The organism is Pseudomonas sp. UME65 (genome assembly GCF_014170225.1).
Lineage (GTDB): Bacteria > Pseudomonadota > Gammaproteobacteria > Pseudomonadales > Pseudomonadaceae > Aquipseudomonas > Aquipseudomonas protegens.
The window spans coordinates 432,563-450,040 of sequence record NZ_LZZQ01000013.1; the positions used below are offsets into that span (position 1 = coordinate 432,563).

General features: G+C 63.3%; 21 protein-coding genes. 8 read left to right on the forward strand and 13 right to left on the reverse strand.

Features of this window, described 5'->3' with window-relative positions; all coding sequences use genetic code 11:
* Positions 1-44: 44 nt before the first annotated feature.
* Both A9971_RS16775 and A9971_RS16780 read right to left on the reverse strand, forming a co-directional pair.
* Entirely contained in the window at positions 45-779 is a 735-nt protein-coding gene (locus A9971_RS16775) for a carbonic anhydrase (protein WP_011058446.1), read from the reverse strand.
* 243 nt (positions 780-1,022) lie between these two features.
* Positions 1,023-2,081, reverse strand: a complete 1,059-nt coding sequence (locus A9971_RS16780) for a PA0069 family radical SAM protein (RefSeq protein ID WP_011058445.1) — start codon at positions 2,079-2,081, stop codon at positions 1,023-1,025.
* A gap of 199 nt (positions 2,082-2,280) precedes the next feature.
* On the opposite strand from A9971_RS16780, the gene A9971_RS16785 reads away from it, so the two are divergent.
* Positions 2,281-2,637, forward strand: coding sequence for a hypothetical protein (locus tag A9971_RS16785; protein WP_065364963.1), 357 nt, complete (start codon positions 2,281-2,283; stop codon positions 2,635-2,637).
* A gap of 45 nt (positions 2,638-2,682) precedes the next feature.
* On the opposite strand, the gene A9971_RS16790 is transcribed toward A9971_RS16785, so the two are convergent.
* Genes A9971_RS16790 through A9971_RS16800 form a run of 3 tightly spaced genes read right to left on the reverse strand, consistent with a single transcriptional unit; the run spans position 2,683 to position 6,542 of the window.
* Positions 2,683-3,987, reverse strand: a complete 1,305-nt coding sequence (locus A9971_RS16790; RefSeq protein WP_123431158.1) for a cytochrome c — start codon at positions 3,985-3,987, stop codon at positions 2,683-2,685.
* 12 nt (positions 3,988-3,999) lie between these two features.
* Positions 4,000-5,784, reverse strand: coding sequence for a GMC family oxidoreductase (locus A9971_RS16795; RefSeq protein WP_015633637.1), 1,785 nt, complete (start codon positions 5,782-5,784; stop codon positions 4,000-4,002).
* A 2-nt stretch (positions 5,785-5,786) separates the two neighbouring features.
* Entirely contained in the window at positions 5,787-6,542 is a 756-nt protein-coding gene (locus A9971_RS16800) for a gluconate 2-dehydrogenase subunit 3 family protein (protein WP_019095606.1), read from the reverse strand.
* 292 nt (positions 6,543-6,834) lie between these two features.
* Here A9971_RS16800 and A9971_RS16805 point away from each other — a divergent pair, with 292 nt between their 5' ends.
* Positions 6,835-7,494, forward strand: a complete 660-nt coding sequence (locus A9971_RS16805) for a tyrosine-protein phosphatase (RefSeq protein ID WP_019095605.1) — start codon at positions 6,835-6,837, stop codon at positions 7,492-7,494.
* A 119-nt stretch (positions 7,495-7,613) separates the two neighbouring features.
* On the opposite strand, the gene A9971_RS16810 is transcribed toward A9971_RS16805, so the two are convergent.
* Both A9971_RS16810 and prlC read right to left on the reverse strand, forming a co-directional pair.
* Positions 7,614-7,892, reverse strand: coding sequence for a YheV family putative zinc ribbon protein (locus A9971_RS16810; RefSeq protein ID WP_011058440.1), 279 nt, complete (start codon positions 7,890-7,892; stop codon positions 7,614-7,616).
* Entirely contained in the window at positions 7,889-9,940 is a 2,052-nt protein-coding gene (prlC, locus tag A9971_RS16815) for an oligopeptidase A (protein ID WP_011058439.1), read from the reverse strand. The genes A9971_RS16810 and prlC overlap by 4 nt, the downstream gene beginning before the upstream one ends.
* Before the next feature lie 102 nt (positions 9,941-10,042).
* Between prlC and A9971_RS16820 the strand changes: the two genes are divergently transcribed.
* Positions 10,043-10,588: a gamma carbonic anhydrase family protein gene (locus A9971_RS16820; RefSeq protein WP_183001286.1), complete on the forward strand. Its 546-nt coding sequence runs from the start codon at positions 10,043-10,045 to the stop codon at positions 10,586-10,588.
* 28 nt (positions 10,589-10,616) lie between these two features.
* Complete coding sequence (locus A9971_RS16825; protein WP_011058437.1) at positions 10,617-11,267, forward strand: HAD family hydrolase; 651 nt, start codon at positions 10,617-10,619, stop codon at positions 11,265-11,267.
* Between the two features lie 28 nt (positions 11,268-11,295).
* Here A9971_RS16825 and A9971_RS16830 read toward each other — a convergent pair whose 3' ends face one another.
* Positions 11,296-12,405 (reverse strand): aminopeptidase, encoded by a 1,110-nt coding sequence (locus A9971_RS16830; RefSeq protein WP_183001285.1) that lies wholly within the window; start codon positions 12,403-12,405, stop codon positions 11,296-11,298.
* Between the two features lie 59 nt (positions 12,406-12,464).
* Here A9971_RS16830 and A9971_RS16835 point away from each other — a divergent pair, with 59 nt between their 5' ends.
* Both A9971_RS16835 and A9971_RS16840 read left to right on the forward strand, forming a co-directional pair.
* Positions 12,465-12,878: a hypothetical protein gene (locus tag A9971_RS16835; protein ID WP_011058435.1), complete on the forward strand. Its 414-nt coding sequence runs from the start codon at positions 12,465-12,467 to the stop codon at positions 12,876-12,878.
* A gap of 42 nt (positions 12,879-12,920) precedes the next feature.
* Positions 12,921-13,340, forward strand: a complete 420-nt coding sequence (locus tag A9971_RS16840; protein WP_011058434.1) for a hypothetical protein — start codon at positions 12,921-12,923, stop codon at positions 13,338-13,340.
* Between the two features lie 6 nt (positions 13,341-13,346).
* Here A9971_RS16840 and A9971_RS16845 read toward each other — a convergent pair whose 3' ends face one another.
* Positions 13,347-13,580: a DUF1161 domain-containing protein gene (locus A9971_RS16845; protein ID WP_011058433.1), complete on the reverse strand. Its 234-nt coding sequence runs from the start codon at positions 13,578-13,580 to the stop codon at positions 13,347-13,349.
* 156 nt (positions 13,581-13,736) lie between these two features.
* On the reverse strand, positions 13,737-14,168 hold the full coding sequence (locus A9971_RS16850; RefSeq protein WP_011058432.1) for an OsmC family protein: 432 nt from the start codon (positions 14,166-14,168) through the stop codon (positions 13,737-13,739).
* 240 nt (positions 14,169-14,408) lie between these two features.
* On the opposite strand from A9971_RS16850, the gene A9971_RS16855 reads away from it, so the two are divergent.
* A complete protein-coding gene (locus tag A9971_RS16855; protein WP_183001284.1) occupies positions 14,409-15,410 on the forward strand; it encodes an LLM class flavin-dependent oxidoreductase in 1,002 nt (333 codons plus the stop codon).
* 60 nt (positions 15,411-15,470) lie between these two features.
* Here the strand turns inward: A9971_RS16855 and A9971_RS16860 are convergent, their stop codons facing one another.
* Both A9971_RS16860 and A9971_RS16865 read right to left on the reverse strand, forming a co-directional pair.
* Positions 15,471-15,695, reverse strand: a complete 225-nt coding sequence (locus A9971_RS16860; RefSeq protein WP_011058430.1) for a DUF1161 domain-containing protein — start codon at positions 15,693-15,695, stop codon at positions 15,471-15,473.
* 134 nt (positions 15,696-15,829) lie between these two features.
* The gene (locus tag A9971_RS16865; RefSeq protein ID WP_011058429.1) at positions 15,830-16,045 is read right to left on the reverse strand and encodes a dodecin; all 216 of its coding nucleotides are present in this window, start codon (positions 16,043-16,045) and stop codon (positions 15,830-15,832) included.
* Between the two features lie 158 nt (positions 16,046-16,203).
* Here A9971_RS16865 and A9971_RS16870 point away from each other — a divergent pair, with 158 nt between their 5' ends.
* Positions 16,204-16,530, forward strand: coding sequence for a YqjD family protein (locus tag A9971_RS16870; protein WP_011058428.1), 327 nt, complete (start codon positions 16,204-16,206; stop codon positions 16,528-16,530).
* On the opposite strand, the gene A9971_RS16875 is transcribed toward A9971_RS16870, so the two are convergent.
* Positions 16,527-17,420: a LysR family transcriptional regulator gene (locus tag A9971_RS16875; RefSeq protein ID WP_011058427.1), complete on the reverse strand. Its 894-nt coding sequence runs from the start codon at positions 17,418-17,420 to the stop codon at positions 16,527-16,529. The two genes, A9971_RS16870 and A9971_RS16875, sit on opposite strands and share 4 nt — an antisense overlap.
* Positions 17,421-17,478 lie beyond the last annotated feature (58 nt).

The following is a 17,478-nucleotide window of genomic DNA, read 5'->3' on the forward strand; positions in this document are numbered from 1 at the left end:
GATGGCAGCCCTGGCTACAACCACTCAGGGGGATTGAGGTGGGGTCAGAAACGCGCTTTGGGCGTCGCTACCGGGATCGGGTGGCTGCCATCCAGAGGCAGGAAACACCCCTTGTCGGCGTCGTAGGCCTTGATCGAGCTGGTCTCGATGTCATAGACCCAGCCATGGATGAACAACTGGCCGTTGGCCATGCGCGAGGCCACGGAAGGATGGGTGCGCAGGTGCTGCAGTTGAGCAATGACGTTCTCTTCGGTCAGCACATGCATGCTGGAGGATTCGTCGGCGCAATCGCAGTTCTCGTGGACCATGGTCCGCGCCACTTCGGCGTGGCGCAGCCAGGCCTTGACCGTGGGCATTTTCTCCAGGCTCTGCGGGTTGAGTACCGCGCGCATGGCGCCGCAATCCGAGTGCCCGCAGACGATGATGTGATGCACCCCCAGGGCCAGCACCGCGTACTCGATCGCCGTGGAGACACCACCGTTCATCTGCCCGTAGGGCGGCACCACGTTGCCCACGTTGCGGGTCACGAACAGATCGCCCGGGGAGCTCTGGGTGATCAGCTCGGGAACGATGCGCGAGTCGGCGCAGGCAATGAACATCGCCCGCGGCCGCTGAGCGGTGGCGAGTTTCTTGAACAGCTCTTCCTGCTGCGGGAAGACTTCATGATGAAAATGCAAAAAGCCGTCAACGATGTGCTGCAGCGCTGCATCGGCGGTCTCGGCGACTTCTGTGGGTGCCGGAGCCGACGCAGCCAACGGCTGTTTATCCTTGTCACTCATGATTCATCCTCTCTGTCGGATTTGGTGAATTTTCCAGAAATATCCGGCACGACGCCAGCCATCGATAAAAAAACCACCGACCCGCTGGCGGCGACCCGTAGGTCACTCGATGAACAAGGTAGCCATGAATACTTAACTCAAACTGAACGGAAGGCTCTAGAACGCCACTATGAGCGATGGCAAAAGGCGACCAGAGTACCTCGGGAACGCTGCGCCCACTACTCAACGATAGGCCAATGCCGCTCACAACAACGACATCTGCCCGCCCGGCGGACAGAAGGCTGAACAGTCGAGATCGAAACCCTCGCGACGGTTGAGCCCCAGACGCTTGAGCGCCTTGGCAAAACGCTGGGCCAGCAGATCGGCGAAGGGCCCTTCACCGCGCATGCGGGCGCCAAAACGGCTGTCGTAGAGCTCACCGCCACGGCTCTGGCGGATCAGGCTGAGCACATGGGCCGCCCTTTGCGGGTAATGCGCCGCCAGCCACTCCTCGAACAGCGGCGCCACTTCCAGGGGCAGGCGCAGCATCATGTAGGCCGCGCTCTGCGCCCCCGCGGCATGGGCCTCGCTGAGCAGGCTTTCCAGCTCGCTGTCGTTGATCATCGGGATCATCGGCGAACACAGCACGCCCACCGGGATGCCCGCCCCGCGCATCACCCGGATGGCCCGCAAGCGCGCCTTGGGCGCCGCCGCCCGGGGCTCGAGAATGCGCTTCAACTCATCGTCCAAAGTGGTCAGGCTGATCATCACCGCCACCAGGCGCTGGCGCGCCAGCTCGCTCAGCAGGTCCAGGTCCCGGAGGATCAACGAGCCCTTGGTGACGATGGTCACCGGGTGTCGATAACGCAGCAGCACCTCCAGGGTGCGCCGGGTCAGCTGCTGTTCGCGCTCGATGGGCTGGTAGGGATCGGTATTGGACCCCAGGTTGATCGGTGCGCAGCGATAGCCGGGCTTGGACAGTTGCTGCTCCAGCAAGGCCGCGGTGTTGCTCTTGGCGATCAGCTTGGTTTCGAAATCCAGCCCCGGGGACAGGTCCCAATAGGCGTGGCTGGGCCGCGCGTAGCAATAGATGCAACCGTGCTCGCAACCGCGATAGGGGTTGATGGAGCGGTCGAAGGGCAGGTCCGGCGAACTGTTGCGGGTGATGATCGACTTGGCCGTTTCAAAGCGCACCTCGGTGCCCTGGGTCAACGGCACTTCCTGGTACCAGCCATCATCCTCGGCCACCGAACGATTGGGCGCAAAACGGTTGTGCGGATTGCTCGCGGTACCGCGACCACGGGGAGGCAGGGGGTTGAACATGGAAGCACTCCATAACTGTATGTACATACAGTAATGGAGCCGGATTTACCTGACCAGCACCGTCGGACCGAAACCCACCCCTGCCAGCGGACGTTCCCCAATGCGACACAAAGCGTACCGCATCCTTGGCCGACAAGCCGGCTACTGCGGGCGTGTGGCGTTAGGGTATAAGGCAGGCTCAAAGAACAGGAGCACAAGCATGCCCAGGACACCCGGCACGCTGGAAAAGATTTTCTACGCCGCAGAGGCCTACCTCCCCAGCTACGAACAAGGTGCCGACCTGATCATCGTCAGGGCCCCCGACGGGCAGTTGTGGGGAGTGGCCTGCGAATTCGAGCTGTGCACCCAGGACATCGAAAAGGCCACTGTGAACGGCCAGCAACCCTTCGATGAAGCGGACCCGAAGTTCGCCGAGGTGCGCTGGAGCCCCTGCCACGACGGCATCGGCCTGCTCCCCGCAAGCTGGCAAGACCTGATGACCGCCGGGCTGGCGGACTGCATTGCCGGCTATCAACTGGAAAGCCGCCTGGGCATCCAGCGCTTCACCCAGGGCTGAACGGCCATCCCGGGCCGGCGCCCGCAGCGAGCGCCGGCCTTGGGGTTAGTGGCTGGTGACCTGCCCCAGGTCGTCGTTGGAGGTGCTCTGCAAGTCGCCGTTGCGCAGCGCCGCCACATCCCCGGGCTTCACCGCCGAGGCCTGGTTGCCCCAGCTGCTGCGGATGAAGTTGACCACATCGGCCACCTCCTGATCCGACAGGCGCCAGGCGAAGGCCGGCATGGTGAAGGTCGAAGGCGCGCTGTGGGTCGCTGGCAAGGTGCCGCCCTTGAGCACGATATGGATCAGCGAGGTGGCATCCGCCGATTGCAGCACGGGGTTGCCCGCCAGCGCCGGGAACACCCGGGTGTAGCCGTGGCCGTCGGTGCGGTGGCAGGCCGCGCAGTTGTCGATGTACACCGCCGCGCCCGGCTTGCTGTCGTCACCGTTCCACAGGGCCTGGGCCACTTGCTTGTCGTACTGGTGCGGCTGGTCCTTGGGGTCATTGGCCGGCAGGGACTTGAGATAGCGGGCAATCGCCGTCAGGTCGGAATCGGACATGTACTGCATGCTGTGGACCACCACATCGCTCATGCCGCCGAACACCGCGCTGCGATCACTGCGACCGGTCTTGAGGAACTGCACCAGTTGCTCTTCGCTCCAGCTGCCCAGGCCATCCTTGTGATCGCCACGCAGGCTTTTGGCGATCCAGCCCTCCAGCGGCGCGCTGCCAGACAGGAAGTCGCTGCCATCGCTGGCGCTCAGGGCCTTCTCCTGCATGGTCAGGGCCCGTGGCGTGTGACAGGCGCCGCAGTGGCCCAGGCCTTCCACCAGGTAGGCACCGCGGCTGATCACCGGATCGCTGCCAGCCACAGGTGCCGGGGTCTCCACGCTCGGGGCGAACATCCAGCGCCAGATGGACAACGGCCAGCGCATGCTCAGGGGCCAGGGAATGTCACTGTCCTGGTTGTCCCGGGCCACCGGTGCCACGCCCTTCATGAAGTAGGCATACAGCGCCTGCATGTCGGCGTCGCTGACTCGGGCGTAGGAAGGAAACGGCATGGCCGGGTACAGGGTGCTGCCGCCCTTGGCCACGCCATGGCGCACGGCTTTGTCGAAGTCCTCGAAGCTGTAGTCGCCGATGCCGGTCTTGTCCGGGGTGATGTTGGTGGAATAGATCACGCCGATGGGGGTCTCCATCGGCAGCCCGCCGGCGAACGGCTTGCCGTCCTTGGCGGTATGGCAGGCTACGCAGTCACCGGCGCGGGCCAGGTATTCGCCCTGTTGCACCAGGGCTTGCTGATCCGCTTCGGCAGCATTGGCGGCTGCGCTGCCCAGCAGCGCCAGGGTGGCGATAACGAGTGCTTTCATGGTCATCGCTCCTTATGCCTGAACCAGCGGGCCGGGGTTTTTCAGGTACTGCTCGCGGATCGCCCGGGCCGACCAGTAGGTCAACGCCGCCACCAGGCCAGTGGGGTTGTAGCCCAGGCCTTGAGGGAAGGCCGAAGCCCCGGGCACGAAGACGTTGTGCACGTCCCAGCTTTGCAGGTAGCGGTTCAGGGCGCTGGTCTTGGGGTCGGTGCCCATGATCGCGCCGCCGTTCAAGTGGGTGGTCTGGTAGGACGCAGTGTTGAAGTGCTCACCGACCTTCTTGCCCAGCAAGGCAATGGCCTTGGGGTTCATCGCCTCGGCGATCTTGCCCATTTTCTCCACCATGAAGCGGTTCATCTTGATGTCGTTTTCCTGCCAGTCGAAGGTCATCCGCAGCAGGGGCAAGCCGTAGGCATCGCGGTACACCGGGTCCAGATCCAGGTAGTTGCCACGGTAGGACTGATGCGCTCCGTGGGCGTCCATGGAGACCTGATGGGTGTAGTAGTCGGCGGTGGCTTTCTTCCAGGCACTGCCCCAGGCCGGGGTACCCGGCGGGTTGGAGGTGCCGGCGATGGGCCGGCTGCCGGCCTGGTTGACCCACATCGGCGAGCCGCCGACAAAGCCGTGGGGGCCGTGGTCGAAGTTGTCGGCGTTGAAGTCGTCCACCGCCACGCCGTTGCCGCCGGCGCCGATGAAGTTGTTGGTGTGCACGTCCTTGTCGAAGTAGGCCTTGATGGTGGCCATGTTCTGGTAGGCGAAGTTCTTGCCCACCACGCCTTCGCCGGTGATCGGGTCGTAGGGCTTGCCGATGCCCGACAGCAACATCAGGCGCACGTTGTGGAACTGGAAGGCGCCGAGGATCACCAGGTCCGCCGGCTGCTCGATCTCGCGGCCCTGGCCATCGACGTAGGTGACGCCGGTGGCGCGGGTCTTGCTGCTGTCGAGGTTGACCCTGAGCACGTGGGAGTTGGGCCGCAGCTCGAAGTTCGGCAGCGGCTTGAGGGCCGGCAGGATGTTCACGTTGGGCGAGGCCTTGGAGTACATGTAGCAGACGTAGCCGCTGCAGAAGCCGCAGAAGTTGCACGGCCCCATCTGTGCGCCATAGGGGTTGGTGTAAGGCCCCGAGGTATTGGCCGACGGCAGGTTGTAGGGCTTGTAGCCCACCTCATTGGCCGCTTTCTGAAACAGCTGTGCGGAATAGGTGTTCTTCTGCGATTCCAGCGGGAAGTGGTCCGAGCGATCCGGCGCATAAGGGTTGCCGCCCTTGCCGTCGCCCACCAGTTGGCCCTTCACGGTCCAGGCCTGGCCCGAGGTGCCGAAGACCTTTTCCGCGTAGTCGAAGAACGGCTCCAGCTCTTCATAGCTGACGCCGAAGTCCTGGATGGTCATGTCCTTGGGGATGAAGTTCTTACCGTAGCGTTCTTCGTAGTGGCTGCGCATGCGCAGCTCGATGGGGTCGACCCGAAAGTGCACCCCGGACCAGTGCAGGCCGGCGCCGCCCACGCCATTGCCCGGCAGGAAGGCCCCCAGTTGCCGGTTGGGCAGGGCCACGTCGTTGACGCTGTGGCGGATGGTCACCGTCTCCTTGGAGATGTCCTGGAAGAGTTTCTTGCGCACGCTGTAGGTGAGTTCGTCGATCACCTGGGGATAGTTGCCATCCGGGTAGGTGTCCTGCATCGGCCCGCGTTCCAGCGCCAGCACATTGAGCCCGGCCTCGGTCAGTTCCTTGGCCATGATCGCGCCGGTCCAGCCGAAACCGACGATCACTGCGTCGACCTTCTTCATCACTGTTGCCATGCTCAAGCCCTCTCGCCGCGAATCGATACAGCCGGGAAGGGGTATTGCTCGTTGCGTTCCACCCAATCCATGAAATCGGCGCGAGCGCCGGGAAAGCCGATCAGGGTCCAGCCCACCAGGCCTTTATTGCCCCCGTGGATCGGATCGCTGAAGAAGCCTTCCTTGGTGTTCTGCAACAGCAGATTGAAGAAAAGCTTGGCCGGGACCGCGTCGAACTGCGGGGTTCCGGCCTCCAGTTGCTTGAGCAAGTCGTCTCGGGTAGCGCTGTCTTGCACAGCAAATGTTTGCCCCTTGAGCTCTTTGCACCACGCATCCGTGGCGGCAATGCCCAGGCGATAGATGTCCTTGGGCACCAGTTTGCTCTGCCAGCCCATCTCCGGTGCGGCATCGGCCTTGAACGGGCCTTGCATGTACCACAGGGCGCCAGCGGCGTAGGGGGTATTCATCTGCCGGTCGATGTATTCCGGCACGCCAGCTTCCAGGGCGCCCGGGCCCATTTCATCGGCCGGGATCAGGCGTTCCACCGCGGCCTTGATGAAGGCCCACTCCTCGGCGGTGAAATAGCCCGGCTCATAGCCCTGGCCGCTGCCGGCGGGCTGCTTGCCCGGCGTGGCCGGTGTGGCAGCGGCAGCCGTTTCAGGTGCAGCCGCCAGCAGGGAGCCGCCCAGGCCGGTGCTGGCGACGGTGACCACAGGGATCAAGGTCAGGGATTTACGCAAGAACTCACGCCGCGGGTTGTCTCGATCTTGATCAGACATGGGTGCACCTCATCAGGCATTGATGGATTGGTCAGCCGCGTCATGGCGCGACTTTGTGTTTTGGCAACGCAAAAGGCCGGGAAGACCCGGTTTTATGAACACATCAGCAAACTTTAGTTACAAATGGTAGCAGGCTAAGCATCCAGATGAATCGTTTCAGGCGGAAAAAAGATCAGAAACCGCCGGAAAAAGCGGATCAGCTTCACGATTCTTTGACAGAGGGCTCACGGGGCTTTGACCCCGGCAAATCGATACTGCGCGGCATTGAATCCCCTCATCGGTGATCCCGCGCATGTCGAGCATTCGTTTCATCCCGGCCCTTTGCCTGTCGTTGCTGGCGCTGCTGGCCGGGCCACAGGTACAAGCCGCAGAGGCCCCCTCCAGCCGCCCGGACCAATGGGCGCAGCCAGTGGAAAAGCAGTACAACCTGTACCAGATGTCCCCGACCCTGTATCGCAGCGCCCTGCCGGACAAAGGCGCGGTGCCGCTGCTGCAGCAGCTCAAGGTGGCAACGGTGATCAACTTCCTGCCGGAATCCGACGCCAGCTGGCTGTCGGCACCAGGCATCAACCAGGTGCAGTTGCCTTATCGCACCAACCATGTGGACGACGCCGATGTGCTCAAGGCCCTGCGCGCGATCCAGAGCGCCGAAGCCCAAGGCCCGGTGCTGATGCACTGCAAGCATGGTTCGGACCGCACCGGCCTGATGTCGGCCATGTACCGGGTGGTGATCCAGGGTTGGAGCAAAGAAGAAGCGCTGAATGAAATGACCCAGGGTGGGTACGGCGACAGTTCCCACTTCAAGGATGGCATTCGCTACATGATGCAGGCCGATGTCGACAAACTGCGCACCGCCCTGGCCAATGGCGATTGCAGCACCAGCGTATTCGCCACCTGTTCGGTGAAGAGCTGGTTCGAGACGGTGAGCGCGACCAAGCCGCTGAGCAACTGAGCGCCACACCCTGTGTAGGAGCGAGCCTGCTTGCGAAAACCCAGGGATCGAAAGAAGGGGGGCGAAGCGCTTCGCCGGCAAGCCGGCTCCTGGAGGGGAGCCGGCTTTTTACTGCGGGGTCAGTCAGTCTTTTTCTTCAACTTGGGGTTGGGGAAAAACTGCACCGATTGCACCTTGATGTCCGCCACCTTGGGCGTCGCGCTGTTGACCCGGGTCCCGAGTTCCTTGGGCACCGACAGCCCCTGTTCGTTGAGGGTGTCGGAGTAGCCACAGGCCACGCACTCGCGATGAGGCACATCGTCCTCACTCCACATCATCAGCTTGTCCTGCTCACTGCACGCCGGGCATACCGCCCCGGCGATAAAGCGTTTCTTGGTCTTCACGGGTGCGTCACTCATGCTGCCGCGTCCTCGCTGAGGCCGCTGTGGCGCAAGAGTGCGTCAATCGACGGCGCGCGTCCGCGGAAATCGACGAACAGCACCATAGGCTCCTGGGAGCCGCCACGGGCCAGGATCGCCTCGCGGAACGCACGCCCGGTGGCCGAATTGAGCACACCCTCTTCCTCGAACCTGGAGAAGGCGTCGGCCGACAGCACTTCCGCCCACTTGTAGCTGTAGTACCCCGCGGCGTAACCGCCGGCGAAGATGTGCGCGAAGCTGTTGGGGAAGCGGTTGTAGGCCGGCGGGCGCATCACCGAGACTTCGTCGCGCACGGTTTCCAGCACTTGCAGCACGCTGCGGCCGTCGCCGTGGGTGGCGTGCAGTTCGAAGTCGAACAGGGAAAATTCCAGCTGGCGCACCATCATCAGCCCGGACTGGAAGTTCTTCGCCGCCAGCATCTTCTGCAGCAGGTCCTGGGGCAGCGGTTCGCCGCTTTCATAGTGGCCGGAGATCAGTGCCAGGCCTTCCGGCTCCCAGCACCAGTTTTCCATGAACTGGCTCGGCAGCTCGACGGCGTCCCAGGCCACGCCGTTGATCCCGGACACTCCGGCGTGCTCGACCCGGGTCAGCAGGTGGTGCAGGCCGTGGCCGAATTCGTGGAACAGGGTGGTGACTTCATCGTGGGTCAGCAAGGCCGGCTTGCCGCTGACCGCCGGGGTGAAGTTGCACACCAGGTTGGCTACCGGGCTTTGCAATACCCCGTCCAGCGTGCGACGGCGATCGCGGGCACCGTCCATCCAGGCACCGCCGCGCTTGTTGGCGCGGGCATAGAGGTCGAAGAAGAAGCGGCCGACGTGCTGGCCGTTTTCCTTGATCTCGAACAGGCGCACGTCCGGGTGCCAGGTATCGAAACCTTTCTGCTCGGCGATCTCGATGCCGTACAGGCGCTGGACAATGGCGAACAGCCCGCTCAGCACCTTGTCGATGGGGAAATAGGCGCGCAGGGCTTCCTGGGAAACGCTGTAGCGCTGCTCACGCAGCTTCTCGCCGTAGAAACCGCTGTCCCAGCTTTGCAGGTCGGGGCAACCCTGTTCGGCGGCGTAGGCCTTGAGCTGCTCCAGGTCCTGGGCGGCAAACGGCTTGCTGCGCTTGGCCAGGTCCCGCAGGAAGCTGAGCACCTGGTCGCTGGACTCGGCCATCTTGGTGGCCAGGCTCAACTCGGAGAAGCTGGCGAAACCCAGGAGCTTGGCCAACTCCTGACGCAGGTCGAGGATTTCTTCCATCACCGGACCGTTGTCATTCTGGCCGGCGTTAGGGCCCTGGTCCGACGCGCGGGTGCTGTAGGCGGCATAGACTTCTTCGCGCAGGGCACGGTCCTGGGCGTAGGTCATCACTGCGTAGTAGCTGGGGAATTCCAGGGTGATCAGCCAGCCTTCCAGGTCCTTGGCCTGGGCGGCGGCAGCCATTTGCGCCTTGGCCGAGTCGGTCAGGCCGGCCAGGGCGGCTTCGTCGGTGATGTGCTTGGTCCAGGCCTGGGTGGCATCCAGCAGCTGGTTGGAGAACCGGCTGCCCAGCTCGGAAAGCTTGCTCTGCACCTCGGCATAACGCTTTTGCTGCTCGGGCGGCAGGTCGATGCCCGACAGGCGGAAGTCCCGCAGGGAGTGTTCGAGGATAGTCTTCTGCGCCACGTCGAAACCGGCGGCTTCCGGGCTCTTGGCCAGGGCGTCGAAGGCCTGGAACAGCTCGCGGTTCTGGCCCATTTCCGTGGAATAGGCGCTCAGGGCCGGCAGGCAGGCCTCGTAGGCTTCACGCAGTTCGGCGCTGTTGCACACTGCGTTGAGGTGGCTGACCGGGCTCCAGGCAGCGCCCAGGCGATCATTGAGCTCGTCCATGGCCAGCACCAGGCCAGCCCAGGTCGGCTGGGTGGCTTGGGTCTTGAGGATGTCAGCGATGGCGGCGCGGTTGTCAGCCAGGATCTGTTCGATGGCCGGTTGCACATGCTCGGCGCGGATCGCCGAGAACGGCGGCAGGTCGTAGGGCTGCAGAAGAGGGTTGTTCACACTCACGGTGGGCACCTTGGCTGGAAGAAACATTGAGCCATCTTAATTACAATCGACGCCCACCGCAGCTATAGCCCCCATTAATAAATCTCAGAGAGGCATTCGCACTTGGCCATTCGCAGCTACCAGAACCACACCCCGAACCTGGGCGAGCGGGCCTTTGTCGACCACTCGGCGGTGGTCATCGGCGACGTGGAAATCGGCGCCGACAGCTCGGTCTGGCCGCTGACCGTGATCCGCGGCGACATGCACCGCATCCGCATCGGCGCGCGCACCAGCGTGCAGGACGCCAGCGTGCTGCACATCACCCACGCCGGCCCGTTCAACCCCGACGGCTTCCCGCTGCTGATCGGCGACGACGTGACCATCGCCCACAAGGTCATGCTCCACGGTTGCAGCATCGGCAGCCGGGTGCTGATCGGCATGGGCAGCATTGTCATGGATGGCGCGGTGGTGGAGGACGATGTGATAGTCGGCGCCGGCAGCCTGGTGCCGCCGGGCAAGCGCCTGGAAAGCGGCTTCCTGTATGTCGGCAGCCCGGTGAAACAGGCGCGCCCGCTGACCGACAAGGAGCGCGCCTTCTTCACCTACAGCGCCGCCAACTACGTGAGGCTCAAGGACCTGCACCTGGCCGAAGGCTACGACCGGCCCTGACCCCCCCTTGCACAGCCCAGGAATCCCCATGCATTACCAAACCGTACTGTTCGACCTCGACGGCACCCTCACCGACCCTCGCGAGGGCATCACCCGTTCGATCCAGTTCGCCCTGGGCAAACTGGGCATCGACGAGCCGGACCTGAGCAAACTGGAACACTTCATCGGCCCGCCGCTGTTGCAGGCCTTCATGCAGTTCTACGGCTTCGACGAGGCCCGGGCCTGGGAAGCGGTGAACTTCTATCGCGAACGCTTCAAGGTCACCGGCCTGTATGAAAACCGCGTCTTCGATGGCGTCACGCCGCTGCTGGAAACCCTCGGCGGGCAAGGGCGGCAACTGTACATCGCGACCTCCAAGCCCTGGGTCTTCGCCCGGGAGATCGCCCGTCACTTCGACTTCGCCAAGCACTTCAAGGTGATCTACGGCAGCGAACTGGACGGCACCCGCACCGACAAGGTGGAGCTGATCGCCCATCTGCTGGAGCAGGAGCAACTCGACCCTGCCAGCACATTGATGATCGGCGACCGCAAGCACGACCTGATCGGCGCCAGGCGCAACGGGCTGGATGCGGCGGCGGTGGGTTATGGCTTTGGCAGCCATGAGGAATTGACTGCCGAAGCCCCGGCATATCACTTCCAGACCCTGGGCGAGCTGCACCAGGCGTTTTTGCCGCGTTAGGGCAGAGGCTTCGCCGGCAAGCCGGCTGCTACAGGCCCGAAGCAGGAGCCGGCGCCAGGGCGACGGTGTCCTGCAACCGGATCAGGGCCGCCTTGCGCTCCTCGGCCGGCAAACGTCCCAGCGTCTCCACGGCGGCGAAGAATGCCGGCCAGTCCCCCTTCACCTGCCTGAACAAGGCGGCAAACGCCGGCACCCATTGGTCATACAGGCCGAAGGGCAGCAGCCGGGCGTTGTTTAGCGGGGCGTTGATCCAGGCGTCATAGCGCTTGGAACCCGCCCATTGGCTGTCGCGCAACTGCCGATACTCGCTGCGCATGCGCTCGAACTCCGCGGCCTTGCGCTGGCGCATCTGCTCGGCGGGCAAGGGCAGGGCATAAAGCTGCTCCAGGCGCTTGCGGGTATCGAGCACCAGCTGGGTGAACTGGTCACGCTGGCGCAACTCGCCGTCGCTCAATGGCGCCAGCCCGCGATAGGCGCGCCACTGGCGGGTGCCTTCCTGCTCGACGAAGGTGGCGTAGGACTCGTTGAACTCGGTGTCGTCCTTCACATAGAAGCGCTGGTGCGCCAGCTCGTGGAAGATCAGAGTCGCCAGGCGCTCGTCGCCCCAGTGCATCATCGAACTGATGATCGGGTCGTCGAACCAGCCCAGGGTGGAATAGGCCTCGACCCCGCCGATCGCCACGTCCATGCCCTTCAACTGCTGCAACGCCGCCTCGCCCCGGGCCGCGCCCTGGCTGTAATAGCCGCGGTAAGCCACGCAACCGGCAATGGGAAAGCAGTGGGTTTGCGGGTTCAGGGAAAACTCCGGGGTGGCGAACACGTTCCACACCACATAGGGCCGCCCGATGTCGACGTACAGCCGATAGCTGCGGTTGTCCGGCAGGTGCAGGTGCTCGCTGGCAAAGCGGCGTGCCTGCTGCGACTGGGCCAGATGGGCGCGCAGGCTCGCATCGCAGCTCGGGTCGGCGACGACTTGCGCCACCGGCACACGGGCTCGCAGCAGCTGCAATTGGCCACTGGCCAGTTGGCTGTAATAACCGACGCTGCTGCAACCGTTGAGCAGCAAAAGCATCAGTGCCGGAAACAAAAACCGTAAAAGAGGATCAAGTAACCCATGGCTTGAACACGGCCTAGTCAAATCGAATCATCCACAGAGAGTCTGTCCGCAAGACTATCTCGCCAGCCTGGAGTTTCGCCATGCGCGTGTTGCTGTTGACCACCGGCCTGCTGACCCTCGGCGGTTGCGCCGGCCTGCCCGACCCCGACCCGGCCCAGGCCTGGGTCGACCTGGCTCCGCCCCGGGACACCCACCTGCAGGCATTGGAGGTGGACGCCAAGAACATCGATGATCCGCGCTATTTCCAGGTCCAGCCCGGCAGCCATGAACTGACCCTGCGCTACCAGTTCGCCGTGCAACCGAGCAACATCGGGCCAGACGCCGAGCCGCTGTGGCGCGATTGCCAGCTGAATGTGAAATTCAAGGATTTCGGCGCCGGCCAGCGCTACCAGGTACAGGCCGGGAACATCGGTTTCCACCCCTGGGCCAGGCTCTACGACGAGCAGCACACCCTGCTCGACAAAGCCCGGCCGGCAGGCTGCCAGCGCAGTTGAACGGCGCTATGCTGAGGGCCTCTCGCTCACTCGGCCCCAGTCATGCGTCCATTTCTACTGTTTCTCGCCCTTGGCACCCTCAGCGCCTGCACCACGCCCCTGCCGGGCGTCGATCCGCAACAGGCCTGGATCGACCTGGCCACCCCGACGCCCGGGGGCAAGCTGGTCATGGCCGAACGCCTGGACAACCAGCGCCTGGACGACGGGCGCTTCTTCCAGGTCAGCCCCGGCAGCCACGAATTGATGGTGCGCTTCGATTTCGAAGTGTTCGCCGGCGGCATGGGCATGAACAACGATCCCCAGGAGCGCCTGTGCTACCTGAGCCTGCGCTACGACCATTTCCAGGCCGGCCAGCGCTATCGCCTGGAGGCGCGCAACCTGGGGTTCACCCCCAGCGCCCGGCTGTACAACGCCCAACGCGAAATAGTCGCCGAGGAGCGCATGATCAACTGCGTGCCCTGAGTCGGGTCAGCGATCGTTCTTCTGATAGATGATCTTCCTGGTGCCGTTTTCACAGCTGCCGACCACCATGTTGTTGTCGTGGACCTCGTCGTTGGTAACGATTTCCAGGGTGTAGGAAGGTACGCCCTGGGCCTGGATCTTGGCTTCGATCTCGGCCTTGAGTTCCTCGCAGGGCTTGGGCGCGGCCAGGGCCGATGTGGCCAGCGCACAACTAACAACCGCCAAGGCAAAACGTTTCATGATCTAAAGCTCCCTTGCTGCGGTGCACACGGGGGTGCGCTGAAGCCGCAGTCGCGTATTCGACCACAGGTGCTTGTCCGCCGCACAGGCGCATTCGCCGACAAGCCCGCTCCTACGGACCGTTGCAGGAGCCGGCTTGCCGGCCAAGCAGTTGCCTCAACTCAGCAGCGTCGCATCCAGGCTGATCTTGGCGTTGAGCACCTTGGACACCGGGCACCCTTCCTTGGCCTTCTTGCTCAGCTCATCGAACTGCTGCTGGCTGGCACCGGGGATCTTCGCCTTGAGGATCAGGTGCACCGCGGTAATGGCAAAGCCGCCATCGACCTGGTCCAGGGTCACTTCTGCCTGGGTGTCGATGCTGTCCGCCTTGAGCCCGGCCTCGCCAAGGATCATGGAAAAGGCCATGGAGAAACAGCCCGCATGGGCCGCGCCAATCAGTTCCTCCGGGTTGGTGCCCTTGCCGCCTTCGAAACGCGCCTTGAAGCCGTAGGGCGCCTCACGCAACACGCCGGTTTCGGTCGAGATCGAGCCAATGCCGGTTTTCAGGTCACCTTCCCAGTGCGCCGAGGCTTTCTTTTTGATGCTCATCGCTTTCTCCTCAAGAACCGGTGCGAAAGTTCGCACCCTGATGTTTTTTGTTGCCTAAGGGTTCTGAGGATAGATCCGATGGCAAAGTTCAGCCGTTGTCGCCGATGCCCGTTTACCCGACAAATTCACTCAGGCTATTGAAACTCGGGTATATGCCCACATTGCATAGATCTGACTTACAGACTTCGGCAGGTTTTGGCTCATGACAAAAGCCTGCGCACCCCAAGGAGAAGCAGGCTTATGAAACCGCTGTCCGCTGTTAAATACTCGACCCTCGACCTGGTGCCCGTGCGTGAAAACGGCAGCCCGGGGCAGTCCCTGCGCAACTCCCTGGACCTGGCGCAGCATGTGGAGAAGCTCGGTTACACGCGCTTCTGGGTCGCCGAGCACCACAACATGGACGGTATCGCCAGTTCCGCCACCTCGGTGCTGATCGGCTACCTGGCGGGCGGTACTTCGACCATTCGTGTCGGTTCCGGCGGGGTCATGCTGCCCAACCACGCGCCCCTGGTGATCGCCGAACAGTTCGGCACCCTGGAAAGCCTGTACCCGGGGCGCATCGACCTGGGACTGGGCCGCGCCCCGGGTTCCGACCAGATGACCGCCCGCGCCCTGCGCCGGGAACGTTCCGGCAGCGCCGACGATTTCCCTGAGGACGTGGCCGAACTGATGGCCTACCTGGGCCCGCGTACCCCCGAACAACGGGTGATCGCCATGCCGGGCACCGGCACCAACGTGCCGGTATGGCTGCTGGGCTCCAGCCTGTTCAGTGCACAACTGGCCGGGGAACGGGGCTTGCCTTACGCCTTCGCCTCGCATTTCGCACCGCGCTACCTGCACGAGGCGATTCGCGTCTACCGCAACCACTTCAAGCCTTCGGCGGTGCTCGACAAGCCCTATGTGATGCTTGGCGTGCCGCTGGTGGCAGCCGACACCGACGAACAGGCCGATTACCTGGCGACTTCGGTGTACCAGCGCATACTGGCGCTGATGCGTGGCCATAGCCTGGTCCAGCGCAAACCGGTGCAAAGCATGGACGGCCTGTGGCTGCCCCATGAGAAGGAAGCGGTTGCCAGCTTCCTCGGCCTGGCGATGGTCGGCAGCCCGGCGAAAATCCGCGCCAAGCTGCAGGTGCTGATCGAGCAGACCGGAGCCGATGAGCTGATCTTCACCTGCGATCTGTACGAACACGCCGATCGGCTGCACTCCTACGAGCTGCTGTCACAGGTGATGAAAGGCTGAAACGACAGGCATGAAAAAGCCGACGTTCTGCGTCGGCTTTTTTTTGACCATCCACAAGGCTCAACCGCGCTTGTAGACAATTTCCTTGGTACCGGCTTCGCAGGAGCCGACTACCTTGCCATCCGCCGCCGCGCCCTTGTCCACCACTTCCAGCGAGTAGTGCGTGGCGCCGTTGGCGTCGATCTTGGCGGCAATCTCGCTCTTGAGTTCTTCGCACGGCTTGCCAGCGGCAAGGGCTGTTCCCGCAAGACTCAACAAAGCAGCAGCTAATACTAGTTTTTTCATCGGTCACATTCCCTGGTCGGATCAAAAGAGGCGGCATTGACGCCTGCCTGACAGAGGCTCAAGACACTTGTAGCGCTTTGCCATTTCCTATGGCACTCGGCCAGCGCACAAGTTCCAGAGCCTAGCTCAAGCCTTCAACTATTGGCAATTCGGAAGCCCACCTTGAGCGTGACCTGAAAATGCGCCGCTTTGCCGTCCTTGATATGGCCCCGGGTCTCAGTCACTTCGAACCATTCCAGGTGCTTGATGCTCTTGTGCGCTTCCGCCAGCGCGTTGTTGATCGCATCTTCGATGCTGTTCGGCGACGAACCCACCAGTTCGACTTTCTTGTAAGTGTGATGATCAGTCATGGCGCTCTCCTTTTTAGCTGTGAATTACAGCCTAGCAGTGATTTTTCTTATTACTTGTGGCGCCTGCGCCCAAGGCTAAGTTCAGATTTTCTGCACTTTCCCAACACGCCGCAGTCGGAACCTACACAGCCCATTCACCACCCTGCAGGAGAGCCGACATGGCCAACACCTCGTTACGCAAAGCCTCACTGGAAAGTATGGAAGCCGAGATCTCCAGCCTGCTCAAATCGCTGGAAAGCCTGAAGGACGATGCGTCCGACGAGTCGCGCAAGACCCTCAAGGCGCTCAAGAGCAATGCCGAAAGCGCGCTGAAGCATTCGCGCAGCCTGCTCAGCGATGCCTATGAAGAAGTCAAAGTGAAAACCCGTGAAACCGGGATCGCGACCCGCGACTATGCCCAGGAACACCCCTGGACCACCGCCGGGGTTGCCGTGGGTGCCATCGGCCTGCTGGCCGCCTATCTGCTGTGCAAGCGCGGCGACTAAAGCTGCTGGCGCAGTTCGTTTTCCAGCCACTGCGCCAATTGCCGGGCGCGCCCATCAGCGGCGCGCTTGGGTAACCACAGCGCCAGTTGCCCCGGGGTGTCGGAAAAACCCCAGGGCGCAACCAGCCTGCCCGCCAGCAAGTCCTCGGCCACCAGCGGCTGCGGGGCAATTGCCACCCCCAGGCCCGCCACGGCCGCCTCCAGCAAATAATACAGATGCTCGAAACCCTGCCCGTACTTCAACGTTTCGGGATTCAGGTCGTTGCGCCGTGCCCAACTGGGCCAGGCCTGAGGGCGGGAAGTGGTGTGCAGCAGGGCCTCGCTGGCCAGGACGCCAGCCGGCGCCTGCCGCAGGCGTGGATAACCGGCGTAGCGCGGGCTGAGCACCGGGCCGATGCGTTCGCTGGCCAGTTCATAGACCTGCATGTCCGCCGGCCAGGGCGGCTCGGCAAAGACCAGCAAGGCATCCAGGCCCGGGCGCCGGGGGTCGAGGTCGCCTTCACCGGCCGAAAGGTGCAGGCGCAGGTCCGGCAGGTCGGCGTTCAGGCGCCCCAGGCGCGGGATCAGCCAGCGCGCCAGCAGGCTTCCGGAACAGCCCAGGACAAAGGGCGCATCGGCGCTGCCCTGGGTCAGCTCGGCGCAGACATCCCGCAGGCGCTCGAAGGCCTCGCTGCTGGCATCGCGCAGGCGAATGCCGGCATCTGTGAGTTTAAGGCCACGGCCTTCCTTGACGAAAAGGCTCAGCCCCAGGTGTTCTTCAAGCACCTTCAACTGCCGGCTGACCGCGCCGTGGGTGACGTGCAGCTGTTCGGCCGCCTGGCTGACGCTATTGAGCCGGGCAGTGGCTTCGAAGGCCCGCAGGGCATTCAGGGGAGGCAGGTCGCGGCTCATTTTATCTGTGAGTTTTTCTGACAGGTTGCGGCGATCTTATCGGTTTTCAGCATCGGAT